17 protein-coding genes are annotated in these 19,284 nt (G+C 72.9%); 7 read left to right on the top strand and 10 right to left on the bottom strand.

Annotated features, from left to right (window positions below):
* Positions 1–10 precede the first annotated feature (10 nt).
* Positions 11–244 (top strand): hypothetical protein, encoded by a 234-nt coding sequence (locus tag ABD944_RS30660; RefSeq protein ID WP_185027349.1) that lies wholly within the window; start codon positions 11–13, stop codon positions 242–244.
* Between the two features lie 43 nt (positions 245–287).
* Here ABD944_RS30660 and ABD944_RS30655 read toward each other — a convergent pair whose 3' ends face one another.
* Complete coding sequence (locus ABD944_RS30655) at positions 288–1,505, bottom strand: ABC transporter substrate-binding protein (protein ID WP_345182785.1); 1,218 nt, start codon at positions 1,503–1,505, stop codon at positions 288–290.
* 289 nt (positions 1,506–1,794) lie between these two features.
* On the opposite strand from ABD944_RS30655, the gene ABD944_RS30650 reads away from it, so the two are divergent.
* The 5 genes from ABD944_RS30650 (at position 1,795) to ABD944_RS30630 (ending at position 7,454) form a co-directional block, all read left to right on the top strand.
* A complete protein-coding gene (locus ABD944_RS30650; protein WP_345182725.1) occupies positions 1,795–4,323 on the top strand; it encodes a sensor histidine kinase in 2,529 nt (842 codons plus the stop codon).
* Positions 4,324–4,329: 6 nt separating this feature from the next.
* Positions 4,330–4,707 carry a DUF742 domain-containing protein gene (locus ABD944_RS30645; protein WP_185027345.1) on the top strand — a complete coding sequence of 126 codons (378 nt, stop codon included), beginning with the start codon at positions 4,330–4,332 and terminating at the stop codon, positions 4,705–4,707.
* A complete protein-coding gene (locus tag ABD944_RS30640) occupies positions 4,688–5,341 on the top strand; it encodes a GTP-binding protein (RefSeq protein WP_345182723.1) in 654 nt (217 codons plus the stop codon). The genes ABD944_RS30645 and ABD944_RS30640 overlap by 20 nt, the downstream gene beginning before the upstream one ends.
* 13 nt (positions 5,342–5,354) lie before the next feature.
* Positions 5,355–6,419: a galactose-1-phosphate uridylyltransferase gene (gene galT / locus ABD944_RS30635; protein WP_345182722.1), complete on the top strand. Its 1,065-nt coding sequence runs from the start codon at positions 5,355–5,357 to the stop codon at positions 6,417–6,419.
* A 102-nt stretch (positions 6,420–6,521) separates the two neighbouring features.
* Entirely contained in the window at positions 6,522–7,454 is a 933-nt protein-coding gene (locus ABD944_RS30630) for a WD40 repeat domain-containing protein (protein WP_345182721.1), read from the top strand.
* A gap of 47 nt (positions 7,455–7,501) precedes the next feature.
* On the opposite strand, the gene ABD944_RS30625 is transcribed toward ABD944_RS30630, so the two are convergent.
* From ABD944_RS30625 to ABD944_RS30585, 9 genes are all read right to left on the bottom strand, one after another.
* Positions 7,502–8,437 (bottom strand): LamG-like jellyroll fold domain-containing protein, encoded by a 936-nt coding sequence (locus ABD944_RS30625; RefSeq protein WP_345182720.1) that lies wholly within the window; start codon positions 8,435–8,437, stop codon positions 7,502–7,504.
* 61 nt (positions 8,438–8,498) lie between these two features.
* The gene (locus ABD944_RS30620; RefSeq protein ID WP_345182719.1) at positions 8,499–10,592 is read right to left on the bottom strand and encodes a PQQ-dependent sugar dehydrogenase; all 2,094 of its coding nucleotides are present in this window, start codon (positions 10,590–10,592) and stop codon (positions 8,499–8,501) included.
* A gap of 85 nt (positions 10,593–10,677) precedes the next feature.
* A complete protein-coding gene (locus ABD944_RS30615; RefSeq protein WP_345182718.1) occupies positions 10,678–11,997 on the bottom strand; it encodes an SLC5/6 family protein in 1,320 nt (439 codons plus the stop codon).
* Positions 11,994–12,812, bottom strand: a complete 819-nt coding sequence (locus ABD944_RS30610) for a sugar phosphate isomerase/epimerase family protein (protein ID WP_345182717.1) — start codon at positions 12,810–12,812, stop codon at positions 11,994–11,996. Before ABD944_RS30610 ends, ABD944_RS30615 begins: the two co-directional genes overlap by 4 nt.
* A gap of 13 nt (positions 12,813–12,825) precedes the next feature.
* Positions 12,826–13,956, bottom strand: a complete 1,131-nt coding sequence (locus ABD944_RS30605) for a dihydrodipicolinate synthase family protein (RefSeq protein WP_378190408.1) — start codon at positions 13,954–13,956, stop codon at positions 12,826–12,828.
* On the bottom strand, positions 13,953–15,104 hold the full coding sequence (locus ABD944_RS30600) for a Gfo/Idh/MocA family protein (RefSeq protein ID WP_345182715.1): 1,152 nt from the start codon (positions 15,102–15,104) through the stop codon (positions 13,953–13,955). Before ABD944_RS30600 ends, ABD944_RS30605 begins: the two co-directional genes overlap by 4 nt.
* A gap of 100 nt (positions 15,105–15,204) precedes the next feature.
* Complete coding sequence (locus tag ABD944_RS30595; RefSeq protein ID WP_345182714.1) at positions 15,205–16,026, bottom strand: ABC transporter ATP-binding protein; 822 nt, start codon at positions 16,024–16,026, stop codon at positions 15,205–15,207.
* Positions 16,027–16,046: 20 nt separating this feature from the next.
* Positions 16,047–17,069, bottom strand: coding sequence for an ABC transporter substrate-binding protein (locus tag ABD944_RS30590; RefSeq protein ID WP_345182713.1), 1,023 nt, complete (start codon positions 17,067–17,069; stop codon positions 16,047–16,049).
* A gap of 128 nt (positions 17,070–17,197) precedes the next feature.
* Positions 17,198–18,067 (bottom strand): ABC transporter permease, encoded by an 870-nt coding sequence (locus ABD944_RS30585; protein WP_345182712.1) that lies wholly within the window; start codon positions 18,065–18,067, stop codon positions 17,198–17,200.
* Positions 18,068–18,208: 141 nt separating this feature from the next.
* Here ABD944_RS30585 and ABD944_RS30580 point away from each other — a divergent pair, with 141 nt between their 5' ends.
* A complete protein-coding gene (locus ABD944_RS30580; RefSeq protein WP_345182711.1) occupies positions 18,209–19,267 on the top strand; it encodes a LacI family DNA-binding transcriptional regulator in 1,059 nt (352 codons plus the stop codon).
* Positions 19,268–19,284 lie beyond the last annotated feature (17 nt).

The raw sequence follows: 19,284 nt of genomic DNA, 5'->3' as shown, positions 1-19,284 counted from the left end.
GTGTGGAGTCGTGCAGGCTCCCGAACACGTCCCGTTCCTGTGCCCGGCCGGGCACCGGCTCGACCCGGGCCGGGTCATCGTCGGCTGGTCGCCGTGCGTCTGCCCGCCGTGCGACAGGCGGGGCCGCGGCCTGCGCGGCCACCGCACCTACCTGTGCCTCGACTGCAAGGACGAGCACGTCACGACCAAGTGCTACCTGCCCCACCACGTCCCGTCCGCAGGCGCGGAGTACCGCTGGCCCTGACGTGCGGCCGGCGGTCAGTACGGGTCCCCTGGTCAGGCGCGGGTCAGCCCTTGATCTGCGTCCAGGCCTGCGCCCAGCGGGAGTAGTCCACGCATTTGCTGCCGCGGTCGTCCCCGCATTCCTTCACGGGGGTCTTCCAGAACGCCAGTCGCTTGTAGAACTCCGGGTCGCCGACGTGGTAGGTCGAGCAGAAGCCCTTGGCGGTGTACTTGCACGCCTTGGGGTTGGCGGGCGCCTCGCCGAACCACTGCGCGACCTCCGCCTGCACCTTGGGCATGGTGATCCAGTTCATCCACTTGTACATGCAGGTCGGATGCTGGGCCTTGGAGGAGATCATCCAGGTGTCGGACCAGCCGGTCGCCCCCTCGTCGGGGATCGTCGTGGCGACCGGCGCCTTCTCGGCCATGGCCAGGTTCGCGGTCACCTGCCAGGCGGTGCCGGCGTAGTTGTAGCCGCTCTTGAACGACTGGAGTTCGTCCAGGTAGTTCGCCCAGTACTGGTTCACGTTCGGGCGCTGCTGCTTGAGCAGGTTCACCGCGGCGTCGAACTGCTTCTCGTCCAGCTCGTAGACGTCGTTGATCTTCAGTTCGGGGCGGTGCGTCTTCAGGTACAGCGCGGCGTCCGCGATGTAGATGGGGGAGTCGTAGGCGACGACGTGCCCGGCGGCGGGGGACTCCTTGTCCCACACCACGCTCCACGACGTCGGACGCTGCGTGATCTTGTCCGTACGATACATCAGCATGTTGGCGCCGTAGCCGTGCGGGACGCCGTACATCCGCCCGGCGGCGGAGTTGTACGGCTGGTTCTTCAGGTACTTGGCGATGTCGTCCCAGCTGCTGATCAGGCCGGTGTTGACGGGTGCGACCGTCCCGCCGTAGATGAGCCGCAGGCTCGCGTCGCCGGACGCCGACACGCCGTCGTACCGCCCCGTCTTCATGAGCGCGACCATCGAGTCGGAGGTGTCGGCGACCTTCGTGTACACCTTGCAGCCGGTCGCCTTCGTGAACGGCTTGACCCAGTCGACCTTCGGGTCGTTCGAGCCGTTCTCGGCGTATCCGGCCCAGGCGACGAGGTCGAGCCGGCCTTCCGGGGTGCCGAGTTCCTGCAGCATCGGGACGTCTGGCGGCGCGGCGGTCCCGCCGGAGTCGCCGCTGCAGGCGCCGGTCAGCACCGCCGCGACCAGCGCCCCCGTGGCGAGCAGGGTCCGGCGGACGCGGGCGGGTGAGCGCACGGTCGTCGTCGCTTCTGGGGTACGAGCCATCACGCTGAGGCATCGTAGGGGTATTTTGGGCTGTCCGCCGCCACAAAACGTGATGAACTGGAAACTGTCGACACATGGCGGCGGACCGCCCTAGGCTCTCCTGCGTTCCGCGTGAGCCGCTCCGCACGCAATCGATGCCAGCCGTCCAGACCAGTCGATGTCAGTCGTCCGATCGAGTGAAGGTTCTGCCGCAGTGCCAATTCGAGGCCGCACAACGGACTCGTCCGCCGGACACCGGCGGGCTCCCAAGGCCGCGCGTTTCCGCTCCATCCGCTTCAAGGTCGTCCTGATGGTCACCGTCTCGGTGGTCTCCCTGGGCGTCCTGTGGGCGTTCGCCGCGAGCATCGCGCTCGGCGAGGGGCTCAACCTCCGCCACGTCAAGACCGTCCAGGACCACTACGGCTACCCGTCGGGCGCGCTCGGCAGCGCCCTGCAGGCCGAACGCCGGCTGTCGATGGTGTACCTCGGCGGCCGCGCGGAGGGCGACCGCGCCGCCATGGAGTCCGGCCGCCTGGTCACCGACCGGCAGGCCGACCTGTTCCGCAAGCTCGCCGAGGCCGAGGCCGTCGACGGCGCCGCGCCGGAGGACGCCCAGCGCATCGCGGGCAAGATCCTCACCGAGCTGGACGGCCTGGCGGACCGGCGCCGCGCCATCGACGCCGGCCGCCTGGACCGGGCCCGCGCGTTCGCCGACTACACGGCCCTGCTCGGCGACGTCGGCGCGCTCCAGGGCTCCCTCGCGACGCTGGACAACTCCGAGGTCGCCAAGGACGCCCGCAACGAGGCGTCGCTGACCCGGGCCCGCGAGGTCCTCGCGCAGGAGGACGCGCTGCTGGCGGGCGCCCTCGCCGCCGGCAGGATCACGCCCGGCGAGCACGCCCAGTACGTCAAGCTCGTCGGCACCCAGCGCACCCTCTACACCTACACGGCGGCCGAGCTGCGCTCGCCCGACCAGTCCTACTACGAGCGCATCGTCGGCATGCCCGAGTACGGCCGGCTCCGCGCGCTGGAGGACCGCTTCGTCGCCTCCCCCCGGCTGGTCAACGCCACCGGCGCCGCGGGGGCGCTGTGGAAGACCACCGCCGACTCCAACCTCACCCGGCTCCGCGGGCTCGAACTGTCGGTGTCGGCGGGCGCCGAGAAGCGCGCCCAGCCGATCTCCGAGGGCATCATCACCCGCGTCGTCCTCGCGGGCGCGCTCGGACTGGTCGCGGTCGTCGCCACCCTCGTCCTCGCGGTCTGGGTCGCCCGGTCCATCATCCGCGAGCTGCGCGGGCTGCGCCGCGAGGCGATCGACCTGGCCGACGTCCGGCTGCCCGGCGTGATCCGCCGGCTGCGCCTCGGCGAGGAGGTCGACGTGGCCGCCGAGGCGCCGCCGCTGGCGTTCGGCACCCGCGAGATCGACCAGGTCGGCGAGGCGTTCAACGCCGCCCGCCGCACCGCGATCCAGAGCGCCGTCGAGGAGGCGACGCTGCGCCGCAACGTCAGCGACGTGTTCGTCAACCTCGCCCGCCGCAGCCAGACGCTGCTGCACCGCCAGCTCAAGCTGCTGGACTCGATGGAGCGGCGCATCGAGACCCCCGACGACCTGGAGGACCTGTTCCGGGTCGACCACCTCGCCACCCGCATGCGCCGGCACGCCGAGGGCCTGATCATCCTGTCCGGGCAGGCGCCCGGCCGCGGCTGGCGCAGCCCCGTCGCGATCGTGGACGTCGCCCGCGCCGCCGCGTCCGAGGTCGAGGACTACACCCGCGTCAACGTCGCCCCGATGACCCGCGCCGCCATCGTCGGCCCGGCCGTCGCCGACGTCATCCACCTGCTCGCCGAGCTGATCGAGAACGCCGCGACGTTCTCGCCGCCGCACACGACCGTCCAGGTGCACGGGCAGGCCGTCTCGCACGGCTTCACGCTGGAGGTCGAGGACCGCGGCCTCAGCATGGACGAGCCCAGCCTCGCCGCCGCCAACGAGCGGCTCGCCACCGCCGCCGAGTTCGACCTGTCCGACAGCGCGCAGCTCGGCCTGTTCGTCGTCGGCCGGCTGGCCCGCCGGCACAACATCAAGGTCACCCTGCGGACGTCCCCCTACGGCGGCATGACCGCGATCGTGCTGCTGCCCGAGGAGCTCGTCGTCCCCGACGAGGGCGCGCCGGTGCACAGCGCACCCGCTCTGACCACCCGCCGCGCCGAGGACGCCCTCGTCCCCGTCGGCACGGTCGTGAACGGCGGCGCGAGCGTCCGCAGCGGCCCCCAGCCGGTCCTGGGCGAGGGCGGCTCCGTGCTGCACCTGCCGTCCGGACGGCACGCCGCCCCGTCCGCGGCCCCGTCCCCGGCGCCCCCTCCGCCGCGGGAGCCGCTCGCCCAGCCCGCCCGCCCGTTCATCCCCCCGGCCACCCCCGTGCCCGCGCCCGGGGAGCCGCTCGCGGAGGCGGACGCGCTGACCGGGCCCCTCCCGGTGTTCGAGGAGCCGATCCAGGGCCCGGCGCCGACGCCCCGGGCGGCCCCGTCGCCGTGGGGCGACCCGCCGCCCGAGGCCGAGCCCGCGCCGTCGCCGCCCCCGCCGAGCGTGCCGCGCTCGCCCCGCGAGGTGCGGCGCCGGCCCCCGGGCAAGTCGCCCGGCGCCGACCGGCCCTCGCTGCCGAAGCGGGTCAGGCAGGAGAACATGGCCTCGCAGCTGCGGGAGGAGAACTCCGCGCCGGCCGATCCCGCGCCCTCCGCCCGCGCCGACCGGTCGCCCGAGCAGCTGCGGTCGATGATGTCGTCCATCCAGCAGGGCACCCGGCGCGGCCGCGCCGAGTCCCTCGACACCGAGGAATCGTGACGGACCATGACCGGTCCTGGCAGCGAATGGCTCGATGACGAGGCCGGCCCGATCGTGCGGTCGTACGCGCTCACCCGCGGGCGCGCCAGGCCCGCGACCGGCGAGGCCTTCGACATGATCACGATAATCTCGACCGCGGCGCGGCCGCGGTCGGGCTCACCCGGCATCGGTCCCGAGCATCTCGACATTCTGGAGATGTGCCTGCAACCGCTGCCGGTGGCCGAGGTCGCGGCGCGGGTCGGGCTGCCGCTCGTCGTCGTGCGGGTGCTGCTCGGCGATCTGCTCCACCACAGACTGATCACCGCCACCCGTCCCCAACAGGAGAGCGCGCTCTCCAAGGAACGTCTGCTGAGGGAAGTGCTCCATGGTCTTCAAGCCCTCTGAGAACGCCGGTGCGGCCGCCGGAGGGAGCGCGGGGCCGTCCCCGGAGGGGGTCGGCCCGGCGACCCCGGTCGCGGTGAAGATCCTCGTCGCCGGGGGCTTCGGCGTCGGCAAGACGACGCTCGTCGGCTCCGTCAGCGAGATCCGTCCGCTGCAGACCGAGGAGCTGCTCACCGACCGGGGCGTCGGCGTCGACGACACCGAGGGCGTCGAGCAGAAGACCACCACCACGGTCGCGATGGACTTCGGCCGCATCACGATCCGCGACGGCCTCGTGCTCTACCTGTTCGGCACGCCCGGCCAGGACCGGTTCTGGTTCATGTGGGACGAGCTGTCCTTCGGGGCGCTCGGCGCGGTCGTGCTCGCCGACACCCGCCGCCTCTCGGACTGCTTCCCCGCCGTCGACTACTTCGAGAACCGGGGCCTGCCGTTCGTCATCGCGGTGAACCGCTTCGACGACGGCTACGACTACACGCCCGACGAGATCCGGGAGGCGCTCGACCTCAGCGAGGGGACCCCGGTCGTGATGTGCGACGTACGGGAGCGCACGTCCGGCAAGGAGGTGCTGACGGCGCTGGTCAAGTACCTGCTGACGGTGCACGAGAAGACGACGCGGGCGGACGCCCCGGCGCTGTAGGCTGCCGGACGAGATGAACCGGACACGCGCGCGGCTCTCGGACGGCCGCGAGATCGTCTACTACGACGAGGCCCCCGGCCGGGCCCCCGTCGCGGACCCGCGCGGCCTGCCGCCGGTCGAGCCGGTGTGCGAGGTCCGCCGCGACCCGCTGACCGGCGACCACGTCACGATCACCAGGCACCGCAACACGCGGACGTTCCTGCCGCCCGCCGACCAGTGCCCGCTGTGCCCCGGCGGCCCGGCCTCGGAGATCCCCGACCCGTCCTACGACGTCGCCGTGTTCGAGAACCGCTTCCCGTCCTTCGACGTCCGCACCCCGCCGGTGCCGGGCTCGGTCGACGGCGCGGGCTCGATCGACGGGGTGGAACGGTCCCGCGGCGCCGGGCGCTGCGAGGTCGTGTGCTTCACCGACGACCACTCCGCCTCGATGGCGCAGCTGCCCGTCTCCCGCGTCCGGACGGTCGTCGACGCGTGGGCCGACCGCACCGCCGAGCTGTCGGCGATCCCCGGCGTCGCGCAGGTCTTCGCGTTCGAGAACCGCGGCGTCGAGATCGGCGTGACCCTGCACCACCCGCACGGCCAGATCTACGCCTACCCGTTCCTCACCCCCCGCACCGAGCGGATGCTGGCGTCCGCGTCCGCGAACCCCGACCTGTTCGGCGACGTCCTGAAGGCCGAGCGCGCCGGCGGCCGCGTCGTGCTGGCCGGCGAGCACTGGACGGCCTACGTCCCCGCCGCCGCCCGATGGCCGGTCGAGGTGCACCTGACGCCGCACCGCCACGTCCCCGACATGGCCGCCCTCGACGCAGGGGAGCGCGACGAGCTGGCCGTCCTCTACCGCGACCTGCTGCGCCGCTGCGACGCCCTCTACGAGGCCCCCCTGCCCTACGTCGCGGGCTGGCACCAGGCGCCCGTCGGCGAGGGCCGCGAGCTGCTCCGCCTGCACCTGGAGCTGTTCTCGATCCGGCGCGCCGCCGACAAGATCAAATACCTGGCGGGCTCGGAGTCGGGCATGGCCGCCTGGATCAACGACGTCCCGCCGGAGGACGTCGCCGCGCGCCTGCGCGCCCTCGGCTGACGCGCGCCCGCCGTCCACTCCCGCCCGGTTGACTCGGGCTTGACCCTCCCGATTTCGCGACTGTCTGGAACGATCTCCGCCGCGTGGCCTACGCTCCGACGCATGCCGGAAAGCGTGCTGGCGGACCCGTTGGCGCGGGGGTCCTTCGACGGCGTCGCCGCCACCGCCGAGCGCCCGTCGCTCGCGTTCGCCTCCCGCGTCGGGCAGGGAGTGAACATCGGCCAGGCGTGGGACCTGGCGGCCGGCGCGCCGCTCGGCCCGCCGATCCCCGACTTCCCGGCCGACCGGGCCGACTGGGCGTTCGGGCTCCCCGCCGGGTCCCCGACCGTCGCCTGGACGCACCGCGACCGCCTCCACGTCCACGACCTCGGCACGGGCCGCGAACTCACCCTGGACGCCCAGCCCGACCTGGTCGGCCTCACCGTCCACCACGGCCGCGGCGCCGTCGTGGCCGTCTTCGGCCCCGCGAACGACGCCGAGGTCGCCGTGTGGGACGCGCTCACGGGCGACCGCCTCGCGAGCTTCCACCTCTGGCTCGGCCACCGCAGCGCGATCGGCCGCCGGCTCCTGCACGCGACGCCCGCCACGGGTCCCATCACCGGCCTGACCGGCGACTCCGCGGTCACGCTCCTCGACCTCGAACGCGGCGAGGAGATCGCCACGGCCCCGTCGCGCGCCCCGTCCGCGTCCCTGCCCCCCGCCACGGCCCTCACCCCGTCCCCGGACGGCCTCGTGCTCCTCTATCCGGCCCCTGAGAGCCTGGGCGTGCACGGCCTCGACGGCGACCGCCTCGCGACCCTGTCCACTCCGGCCCCCTGCGACCATGTGGCCGCGGCCCTGGTCGACGGACACCTCCTGGTGGCCGCCGCTCTCCAGGACGCTCCCGACACCCTCCTCGCCTGGAACGCCGCCTCCCCGGCCCCGTCCCACCGTGTCAGGCTCCCCGCCCCCGCCAACGACCTGTCCCTGGCCCCCGACGGCACCCTCCTGGCCGCCACGGACACCGCCCTCTACACGGCCTGCCTCCGCACATGAAAAGGCACCGCCGGCGCCCGTAGGACGCCGGCGGTGGGGGTGGGAGGTCAGCGGTTGGCGAACTTGTACTGGATGGCCGCTTCCTTCGGGGTGAGGGGGCGGTCGAGGAACATCAGGCCGTCCATGCGGCAGTTGCAGGGGTTCTTCTCCGCGGTGTTCTGCGGGTAGCTGCCGCCGATCTTGATGCCGCGGGGGTCCGTGGCGGACGTGACGTCGGGCTCGGGGGCGCCTTCGAGCCCCCACGGGTCCCCGGCCGTGGTGTAGAAGCCGTCCAGTGGCCGCCCGTCCTTGTAGAGCGCCATCTCGCCGGTGTCGTAGTCGAACGTCGCGGCGAGGTGCACCCAGGTGTTCTGGGGGAGGATGCTCTGCCAGTCCTCGCTCGCCGCGAACGTCTGCGACTTCGAGCCGTCCACGCGGCGGCCCAGCGCGACGACGTGGAGCTTGCCGGAGACCTCGATGATCTCCAGCAGGGCGCGCACGGCGTGGCCGTCGGAGTCGCCGGTGAGCAGGCCCGACAGGCCGACCGCGTTGTAGACGTCGCTCGGGTTGGACGTCTCGGTGTTGGGGCTCGGGTTCGTCCCGGTCATCTTGAACCAGCCCGCGAGGGTCGCGCCCTTGGCGGAGCTGAACGCGTGCAGGGACGGGACGCCGGACGCGGAGTAGAGCCCCGCCTTCCAGTCGTCGTTGCCCTTCGCGGACGGGTTGACCTGCCCGAGCTGGATGGCGTGCCGGCGCTCGCCGTCCCGCACCCGCATGGCCGCGCCGCCGTTGATGAGGTTGATCGTCGTTCCGGAGCGTCCGCTGTCGGCCTCGCGGGACGGGTCGCCCGGGACGGGGTGCTCGAAGTCGTAGTAGGAGATCAGGTTCTGCCGGAGCGGCGGGAAGACGCCGCCGGTCGAGGCGTCGGCCGGGGCTGCGGCGACGCACAGCGACGCGCCCAGCAGTGCGGTGGTGAGTGCGGCGGTGCCGCGGCGAATCATCATGTCGACTCCTTGGGGCCCTCCGGGCGGGCGCAGGCTCGCGGCGCCCGCCCGGAGGAGGCCGTTACTGCGCCGGGGTTCCGCGGACCGTCAGGTCGCGGAGCCGGCCGATGTTGTCGAACGAGCCGAAGCCCACCCGGCCGGAGCCGAGGGTCTTGTCGAGGGCCGTGAAGACGGGCTTGGACGCCCCGTCCACGTACACGGCGATCTCACCGGTGTCCGCCCGGCGGTCCACCCGGACGCGGTGCCACGCCTCGTCGGTGATGGCCGGCGGGGCGCCGTGCGACCGGGTGGCGTTCCACTGCTGGTCGATGCGCAGCCGGTCGGCGCCGTTCACCAGGAAGATCCCGTTGTGCGGGTAGATGGTGTTGTCGCTGGACAGGTGGGCGTAGTAGAAGTGCGTGTCGTCCTGGTAGCCGAAGACGACGATCACGTCCCGGTTGCTGACCGACACCGGAGTGTCCAGCCGCACCTCCGCGTCGATCCGCGCCGAGGTGAGGGCGGGGCCCTTGTTCAGCACCGCGTACTCGAACGGGCGGCGCGGACCCGGGCGCTGCACCCCGGCCTCGGCCAGGACCACCTGGTCGCCAGGGAACTGCCACTTGGACGGCGTGACGGGCGTCCAGTTCTCGGCGCCCATCGCGTTCCCGACGCGGACCGGACCGGCCGCGCCGGCCGCGACCCGCTTCGTCCCGACGACCTTCCAGATCTTGCCGTTGGCCTTGGCGAGCAGGTACGGCTCGCCCTTGCCGTCCGAGCCGTACCGCAGGTCGACGCGCTGGTCGCCGGCCAGCTGCTGCATCGTGACGGGCTTGCCGGAGGTGTCGAAGGCCGCCAGGTCGTAGATCTGGGCGCGGTTGGTGCCGGTCGAGTCGTGCTTCATCTCCGACTCTTCGGTGTACATGAGCCGGCCGCTCACGATGTCGGTGAACAGGTACTTGCCGCGCAGTGCGGGCAGCTTCGCACCGCGGTACACGTAGCCGCCGGAGATGGCGCGGCCGACGTCGCTGGAGCAGTTCCAGTCGGCGGGCGGGTCGTGGTCGTAGGCCGCGAGCGGGTACTCGTAGTCGTACTTGGCGTCGTCGGCCGGCAGCGGGTAGAGGTGGCAGCGGTCGTCCTTGCGGAACGTGAACGCGCCCTCCCGCTCGCTCCACCCGATGTTCGCGCCGGGGTAGAGCTCGTGGATCGACTCGATCTCGTGCTCGCCGATGTGCGCGAGGAACAGCCGGTGGGTGCCGCCGGTGTCCCAGCTGAACCGGTGCGGGTCGCGCATGCCGTAGGCGTAGATCTCGCCGAGCTTGCCCGCCTGCCCGGCGAACGGGTTGTCGGCCGGAACGCCGTACTTGCCGTTGGCACTGTTCTTCCCGGCGGGGTCGATCCGCAGGATCTTGCCCTGCGGCACGCCGAGGTTCTGCGGGTCGCCGCCGTTGTCGCCGACGTTGCCGTTGCCGCCGTCGCCGACCGACAGGTAGAGCTTGCCGTAGTCGGCGTCGCCGGGACGGGCGTTCGGGTTGAAGTCGATCTGCTGGAGGTTGTGGATGCGCCCGGCGAACCCGATGCGCAGGATCTCGCGGTGCGTCCCGGAGAAGGTGCCGGCCTTCGGGTCCTTGGCCGTCCACTCGTCGACGACGCCGTGGTAGCCGGTCTTCGGCTGCGCGGTGAGGTCGGGCGTCTTGGTCTTGAGCGCCTCGCCCGCCTCGACGTGCGTGGTGTAGAACTTCCCGTTCTTCCGGAAGTCAGGGTGGAACGCGACGAAGCCGAAGCCCTGCCCGAGTCCGGCCTGGGAGAAGAAGTCGGGCGCGAACGTGGCGGCGACGTCCAGGTAGACGTGGGGGGTGCGGGTCTTCTTGTCGAGCATGTACAGGTTGCCGTTCAGGTCCGGCACGTACAGGCGCCCCGAGTTGTCGGGGACCTCGCCGACGTAGTTGATGCGGTTCCACCGCAGCAGCCGCGGGTCGGTGGGGGTGCCCGTCGGGGTCGACTTCGGCAGCTGCGCGACCTCCTGGAGGACGAGGCCGAGGCCGGACGGTGCGGGGTCTTCGGGGATCGGGTCGAGGATCGGGGCGTCGTCCCGGGCCAGCGCCGCGGGCGGCACGCTGAGCAGCGGCAGCATCAGCGCCGCGATCGCGAGGAGACACCAGGTGAGCTTACTTCGCATTCCAGCCGTCCTAGGGTGGGGATCGGTGGCAGGAAAGCGCTTTCTGGAAGCGCTTTCCAGAAGGTACGACTGGGCTCGGCCGACGTCAAGGACGAATTTCGGACGAGCCGGATGTGGTCATCTCGTCGCGACCGCTCCGGGGGAACCACGCGTGGACCAGCGTCGCGGCCGTGGAGACGACGAGACCGACGGGGGCGGCGGCCGCGTGCCCGGCCAGGGTCAGCCCCACGGCCACCGCCGCACCGGGCGCCCAGATCCACGTCGCCACGGGCCGTCCCGCGCGCCCGCGCCGCCTCCGCCCGAACTCCGCCGCCATCGGCGGAACGAGCGCCGGCAGCGCCGCCGCGAGCACCGTCAGCCATTCGAGCAGCATCCGGTCGACCCGCAGCGCCGCGAGCACGGCCCCGGGCACCGCGATCGCCAGCACCGCCGCGACCCGCCGCCCCTCCACCCGCGGCCGGAACCGGCCGAGCGTCCTCCTGTCCCCCGAACCCGCATCCTCTCGCGGGACGGTGGGGCGGGGGAGGAAGCGGTCGACGGCGAGGGCGCCGGAGTGGACGGCGGCGAGGGTCGGGGCGATGACCGACGCGGCGACGAACAGGTTCGCGGCCGGCAGCCCGCCGGGCCCGGCGAGGACCGCGACCACGTCGGTGGAGCCGCTGGCCGCCGCGACCCCGGCCCCGACGACGGAGGCCGCCAGGGCGGGGACGACCAGCAGCGCGACGCAGGCCGCGAGGTCGCGGCGGCCGCGCAGTCCGACGGTGAAGTCGGGGGCCCGCACGGCGAACACCGACACGTACCCGATGTACCCGGCGAGGTCCGCGGCGAGGACGCCCGGCGGCCCGTCGCGGGAGAGCGAGACCGGCGACGCGGGCGGCGCGAGCCTCACCGCGACGATGCCGATCAGCGCGACCGCGGTGAGGGTGGTGGCGACCGCGACCGCGTTCCACCGCCCGCCGCCCGCCACCAGCACCGCGACCGTCGGGACGGTCAGCGCCGCGACCCCGGCCGCGTCCGGGACTCCGCCGAGCGCCGCGGCGGCCGCCCCGCCGAGGCCGACGTTGAACCCGAACCAGCCGGCCATCGCGACCGCGAGCAGGGCGGTGAAGGCGCGCTCGGCGACCGGGGGGAGGTAGCGGGGCGCGAGGTCGGCCATGGCGGCGTTCTCGCCGGCCGGCTCCCGCAGGCCGAGACGTCCCTGCGCGGCGAGCAGCGCGGCCATGACCGCCCCGCCGACCACCAGGACCGGGACGGGCAGCGCGCCGCCGTGCCGCCCGCCGACCTGCGCCCCGAGGACGAGCGCGCCCGGCGCCGTCCCGATCCCGAGCCACGCCCCGGCCGCCGCCCGCCACGTCCGCCCCCCGCCGGGGCCGGACGCGCGCGGGCGCGCCGGAGCGGACGTCACGCCCCGTCTTCCTTGAGGACGTGTTCCTCGTAACGTGCCATCGTCAGGGCGAGGGCCTCGGGGCCCGGCATGGCCCACAGCGCGTCGTTGAAGATCTCCACCTCGATCGGGCCGGTGTAGCCGGTGGCGTCCACCGCCTCGCGGAAGCGGCGCAGCTCGATGCGCCCGTCACCGAGCATGCCGCGCCCGGTGAGGACGCCCTCGGGCAGCGGCGTCACCCAGTCGGCGACCTGGAACAGCGAGATCCGGCCCTCGGCGCCCGCGCGGGCGATACCGTCCCACACCGCCGGGTCCCACCACAGGTGATAGGTGTCGACCATGACGCCCACCTGGGAGGACGGGAAGGGCGCCGCGAGGTCGAGCGCCTGCCCGAGGGTGGAGACGACGCAGCGGTCCGAGCAGAACATCGGGTGCAGGGGCTCGATCGCGAGCTGGACGCCGTGCTCGCCCGCGTAGGGCGCGAGCTCGGCCAGGACGTCGGCGACGCGCGAGCGCGCCCCGTCCAGGTCGCGGGACCCGTCCGGAAGGCCGCCGCTGACCAGGCACAGGGAGGGCGCGCCCAGCTCGGCCGCCTCCTCGACGGCGCGGCGGTTGTTCTCCAGCGCGTCCGGCTCCTGGAAGAAGCCGCCCCGGCACAGGGACGTGACCGCCAGCCCGTGGTCGCGCATGAGCGCGCCGGTGCGGGCCAGGCCGTACTCGGCGACGGGCTCGCGCCACAGCCCGACACCCGTCACCCCGGCGGACGCGCAGCCGGCGGCCAGCTCCTCCAGGGGCCAGTGCCTGGTCGTCCACTGGTTCAGGCTGAACCTCTTCACGCGCCCGCCCCCATCACGCGGCTCCCTGGACGGTCAGCCAGGCGCGCATCCGGTGCGCCGCGAGGTCGGGGTCGGGGAAGAGGCCGGCGGCGTCGGCCAGCCGGAAGAGGCCGGCCATGTGCGTCACCGAACGCGCGGTCTCCAGCCCGCCGACCATCCGGAAATGCCGCTGGTGGCCGGTCAGCCAGGCCAGGAACACCACTCCCGTCTTGTAGTAGTAGGTGGGCGTCTCGAAGAGGTGCCGGGCCAGCGGCACCGTGGGGGCGAAGATCTCCTCGTAGGACGCGGTGTCGCCGCCGTCCAGCGCGTGCAGGGCGGCCGCGGCGGCGGGCGCGATGGGGTCGAAGACGCCGAGCAGCGCGTCGCTGTGCCCCTCGGAGTCGCCCCGGATCAGCTCCGGATAGTTGAAGTCGTCGCCGGTGTAGAGCCGGACCCCGGCCGGCAGCCGGCGGCGCAGGTCGATCTCCCGCGCCGCGTCCAGCAGCGAGATCTTCACCCCGTCGATCCTGGACGCGTGCTCGCCGATCAGCGCGAGCAGCGCGCCGGACGCCACGTCCAGGTCGGCCGAGCCCCAGTAGCCCTCCAGCGCCGGGTCGAACATCGGGCCCAGCCAGTGCAGCACGACCGGCCGCCTGACCTGGGCCAGCAGCCGCCCGTACACGGCGGCGTAGTCCTCCGGGCCGCTCGCCGCGGCGGCCAGGTGCCGGCTCGCCATCAGCACCGGCACCGCGCCGACGGACTCGATGACGGCGAGCTGCTCCTCGTAGGCGGCGGCGATCTGCTCCAGCGACGCGGGCCCCGCGGGCAGCTGGTCGGTGCCCGCCCCGCAGACGATCCGGCCCCCTGCTGAAAGCGCTTCCTCACCGCTCCGCACGATGAGCTCGCGGGTCGTCGCCCAGTCCAGGCCCATGCCGCGCTGGGCGGTGTCCATCGCCTCGGCGACGCCCAGCCCGTAGGACCACAGGTGCCGGCGGAACGCCAGCGTCGCGTCCCAGTCCAGGCCCGCGTCGCCCGCCGCCCCGTCCCCGGCCACCACGTGCGCGGCCGCGTACGCGACGCGCGACGCGGCGGGTCCCGCGGGCGGCTTGTAGGTGCGCGGCTCGCTCATCACGTGGCCGGGCGCCCCGGGCAGGTCGATCCTCATCGGGTCAGCTCCGGGACGTCGAGGCGGCGGCCCTCCCGCCACGCCCGCAGGCCCAGCTCGGCGAGCTGGACGCCGCGCGCTCCGGCGTAGAAGTCCCAGGGGAAGGGGCCGTCGTCGGCGACGTGGCGCAGGAACATCTCCCACTGGGTCTTGAAGCCGTTGTCGAACTCGGTGTTGTCGGGGATCTCCTGCCACTGCGAGCGGAAGTCCTCGGTGGCGGGCAGGTCGGGGTTCCACACCGGCTTCGGCGTCATCGACCGGTGCTGGACGCGGCACCGCCGCAGCCCCGCGACGGCCGACCCCTCCGTGCCGTCGACCTGGAACTCGACCAGCTCGTCGCGGAACACCCGGGTGGCCCACGAGGAGTTGATCTGGGCGACGATCCCGCCCTCCAGTTCGAAGATCCCGTAGGCGGCGTCGTCGGCGGTGGCCTCGTAGGGCTTGCCGTGCTCGTCCACCCGCTCGCCGATGTGGGTCGCGCCCAGCGCCTGCACCGACCGGACCGGCGCGATCACCCCGTCCAGCACGTACCGCCAGTGGCAGAACATGTCCAGGATGATGCCGCCGCCGTCCTCGGCGCGGTAGTTCCAGCTGGGCCGCTGGGCCTCCTGCCAGTCGCCCTCGAACACCCAGTACCCGAACTCGCCGCGCACCGACAGGATCCGGCCGAAGAACCCGCCGTCCACCAGCCGCTTGAGCTTGAGCAACCCCGGCAGGAACAGCTTGTCCTGCACCACGCCGTGCTTGATGCCGGCCTCGTCGGCCAGGCGCGCCAGGGCGAGCGCCTCGTCGAGATCCTCCGAGATGGGCTTCTCGGTGTAGACGTGCTTGCCGGCGGCCACCGCCGCGCGGATCGCCTCGACCCGCGCGGAGGTGACCTGGGCGTCGAAGTAGACGTCGGTGTCCGGACGCGCCAGCGCCTCGGCCAGGTCGGTCGTCCACGCCGTCAGCCCGTGCCGTTCGGCCAGTTCGCGCAGCTTGGTCTCGCTGCGTCCCACCAGCACCGGCTCCGGCCACAGCACGGTGCCCTCGGCCGTGCGGACCCCGCCCTGCTCCCTGATCGCGAGGATCGAGCGCAGAAGATGCTGGCGGTACCCCATCCGGCCGGTGACGCCGTTCATGACGATCCCGATGGACCTGCGTGCCATCCCGTTCCTTCCTAGCCTGTCGTGTGTCCAGTGCGGCGCGCCCTCCGGCGTGCCGAGCAGGGCGCGCCGGTCGGTGGCGCGCCCGGTCGGTCGGCGCCGGTCAGTCCGCCGCGGCGCCCGCGCCGAGAAGTCCCCGGACGCGGTTGGTGACGCGGGCGAACTCCGGGCGGGCCATCGTGGCGGCGTAGTCGCGCTCCGCGGGCAGGTCGACGTCGATGATCTCGGCGATCGACCCGGGCCTGTCGGTCATTACCACGACGCGGTTGGCCAGGTAGGCGGCCTCCGCGATGGAGTGCGTGACCAGCAGGACGGTGGTGCCCGTCTCCCGCCAGATCCGGTTCATCTCGATGTTGAGCTGCTCGCGGGTGAGGGCGTCGAGCGCGCCGAACGGCTCGTCCATCAGCAGGACGCGCGGCTCGTGCAGCAGCGCCCGGCACAGCGCGACCCGCTGCTGCATGCCGCCCGACAGCTCGTGCGGCAGCGCGTCCTCGAAGCCCTTCAGGCCGGTCATCTCGATCAGCTCGGCGGTCCGCTTGCGGGCCTGCTCGGCCGGCATCTTGCGCATCTCCGCCTGGAGCAGGATGTTCTTGCGGGCGCTGCGCCACTCCAGCAGCGCGGCCCGCTGGAACACGTAGCCGATGTCCGGGCGCGGCGCCGTGACCTTGTCGCCGCGCAGCCGCACGTCCCCGGTCGAGGGCTTCAGCAGCCCCGCGACCAGCTTCAGCATCGTGGACTTGCCGCAGCCGGACGGACCGACGATCGCGACGAACTCGCCCATCGGGACTTCCAGCGACACCTCGCGCAGGGCGGTGACGTCGCGCTTGCGGGTGCGGAACCGGACGGCGACCTCATTGAGGCTGACGGCGTTCTCCCGGCCCGTCTCCCGGCCGGTGTCCGGCTTCGCGGTGGATTTCTCGCTCATGATCCTCATCGCTCGTCCCGTCACGTCTGCGGAGCGGCCGACGCCTGCCAGTACTCCGACGGCGCCTGCGCCTTGCCGATGACCCCGGCCTGCTGGAAGGTGGCGATCGTCTGCTTCCAGTCGTCCTCGGAGTTGACGCCGGGCGCCTTGCCCTGCGTCGCGGGGGTGTGCAGCAGCGTCAGCGTGGTCTTGAACTGCTCGGTGAGCACCTTCTCGGGCGGCAGCTGCTCGGACGCGCCCGCCATGCTCGCGACGGCGCCCGCCTGGTCGCCCTCCGCGGCCGTCCACGACTCGCTCGTCGCCGCGACCATCTCCTTGACGAGCTTGGCGTCGCTCTTCAGCTTCCGCTCGCCGGCCAGCAGGCCGTTGGAGAAGAAGTTCAGCCCGAAGTCGGAGTACCGCAGGTACGAGACCTCCTTGCCGGACTTGGCGGCCATCGTCGGGCCCTGGTCGTTCGCGAAGCCCATGAGGCCCTCGGTCTTGCCGGCCAGCACCGCGGCCATCTTCCCGGCCGGGTCGGTGTTCTGGACGGGGACGTCGCTCGCGCTCATCCCGTTCTTCTGCAGGAAGACGGGGAAGGTGCGCGCCAGCGCGTCCCCGGCCGTTCCGGCGATCTTCTTGCCCTTCAGGTCGGCGGGCTTCTTGATCCCGGCCGAGGTGAACGACTGCACGGACGCGGGCGTCGTCTGCAGGAACACGCCGATGCTCTTGACCGGCATGCCCTTGTCGACGGCGGCGAGCAGCGCGGGCGTGTCGGCCCAGCCGAAGTCGGTCTGCCCGGCGCCGGTGGCCTGGACGGTCTTCTGCGAGCCCTGGCCCGCCTTGATCTCCAGGTCGATGCCGTGCTTCTCGAAGATGCCCTTCTTCTTGCCGTAGTAGAACGGCGCGTGCTCGCCGTAGGGGTACCAGTTCAGGGTCAGGGTGACCTTGGTCAGCTTCTTGCCCGAGGCGCTCGTGCTGTCGCCCGAGTCACCGCCGCAGGCGGTGCCGGCGAGTGCGAGGGCCGGCGCCATGACGGCGATGGCGAGGGTGCGGAGTTTCATTGGACGGCTCTCCGTAGATGGGGTGGGTCGTGCTCGGCCGTTGGACTGTCGGGACGTCCCGTCCGGCGGATTCCGGGCGGGCGGTTCGGGTGGCGGGGGGCGCGCCGGCGCACCGCCGGGCGGCGCCGTCAGTACGTCGTGGTGACGGCGTCGCCGCGGCGGCTCGCGTGCCACGGCAGCAGCAGCTTCTCCGCGACCTCGACGACGACGAACAGCACCACGCCGATGGCCGACATGACCAGCAGCCCGGCGAACAGCATCGGGGTGTCGAGATTGCCGTTGGCCTGCAGGATCACGTAGCCGAGCCCCTCGTTCGCGCCGACGAACTCGCCGACCACGGCGCCGGTGACGGCCAGGGTGACCGCGACCTTCAGGCCGGAGAACAGGTGCGGGAGCGACGCCGGCAGCCGGATCTTGGAGAACGTGGCCATCGGGCTCGCGCCCATCGTGGCCGACAGCTGCAGCATCTCCGGATCCACCGCCTTCAGCCCGGCGACCATCGAGATCACCACCGGGAAGAAGGCGATCAGCACCGCCACGACGATCTTGGGACCGATGCCGAAGCCGAGCCACACCACGAACAGCGGGGCGATCGCGATCTTCGGGACGACCTGCGCGAACAGCAGGATCGGATAGAGGGTGCGCTCGACCGTCGACGAGTACACCATGATCACCGCGGACGCGACGCCGATGAGCACCGCGAGCGCGAAGCCGATCAGGGTCTCGTACGTGGTGACCCACGTGTGGTGCCAGATGTAGCCCCACTTGTCGCCCATCAGCCGCAGCGTCGCGCCGGGCGAGGGGACGAGGTAGGCCTCGACCAGCTTGAAGGCGCTGATCGCCCACCACGCGGCGAAGCAGGCCACCAGCAGGGCGACGGGCCGCCACGACCGTTCCAGGCCGTCGCGGATCCGTTCGCCCGCGCCGGGCCTGGCGCGTTCCACGACGCCCGCCGCGTCCGCCGAGGGCGGGGCGGCCGTCGTACCCTGACTCACCATGGGTTCCTCCGGACGGGGTGGTTTGGAAAGCGCGTTCAGAAAGCGCTTTCTGATGTACCGTAAGAAGCGGCGCGCGCCGCGGTCAAGAGGGTCTTCGCCAGGAACCCGCCGCGAGGGCCCGTGCCGGCCGAGGGGGCGGTGATGACGGAAGCGGCCGAAGGGGAGCGCACCGGCGACCGGGCGTACGTGACCCTGCAGGACGTCGCGAAGGAGGCGAGCGTCTCGCTGGCGACCGCGTCCCGCGTCCTGAACGGCACCTCGCAGGTGCGCGCCGACCTGCGGGAACGCGTCCTGGCCGCGGCGGCCGAGCTGAGCTACACCCCGAACGCGCACGCCCAGGCGCTCGCCAGCTCCTCCAGCAAGTCCGTCGGGGTGGTCTGCCACGACGTCAGCGACCCCTACTTCGCCGCCATCGCCCGCGGCGTCATGCGCACCGCCGCCGAGCACGGGATGCTGGTGATGCTCGCCAGCACCTTCCGCGACCCGGCGCGCGAGGTCGAGTACGTGGCGATGCTGCGCGCCCAGCGCGCCCGCGCGATCCTGCTCATCGGCTCCGGCTTCGAGGACCGCGACTGGGAGCGGGCGATGGCCGCCGAGCTCGACCCCTACCAGCGCACCGGCGGCCGCGTCGCCGTCCTCAGCCGGCACCGCAGCCTCAAGGTCGACGCCATCCTGCCGCAGAACCGGGAGGGCGCCGCCGCCCTGGCCCGCGCCCTGCTCGACCTCGGCCACCGCAGCTTCGGCGTGCTGACCGGCCCCCGCGCCCTGACGACCGTCCACGACCGGCTCGGCGGATTCACCGAGGCGCTCGCCGAGGCGGGCGTCCGGGTCGCGCCCGAGCACATCGTCGAGGCCCCCTTCACACGCGACGGCGGCTACCGGGCGGCGACCGAGCTGCTCCGCCGCGAGAACCGTCCGACCTGCGTGTTCGCCGTCACGGACGTGATGGCGGTCGGCGCGCTCGCCGCGCTGCGCGACAACGGCGTGTTAGTGCCGGAGGAGATGTCGCTCGCCGGATTCGACGACATCTCGATCGTCCGCGACCTGACCCCGGCCCTCACCACCGTCGCGCTGCCGCTGAACGCGATGGGGGAGCGCGTCATGGGCCTGGCCCTGCGCGAGCCCGCCACCCGCCGCAGCCGCATCGAGCGCGTCGCGGGCGAGGTGGTGCTGCGCGGCAGCACCGCACCGCCCGGCTGACCCGCGGGCGCCCGCTT

Source organism: Actinomadura verrucosospora, from assembly GCF_039540335.1.
In the GTDB taxonomy this organism is placed as follows: domain Bacteria; phylum Actinomycetota; class Actinomycetes; order Streptosporangiales; family Streptosporangiaceae; genus Spirillospora; species Spirillospora verrucosospora.
The sequence above is the reverse complement of the archived record's forward strand: the minus strand, read 5'-3'. Positions and strand labels throughout refer to the sequence as shown.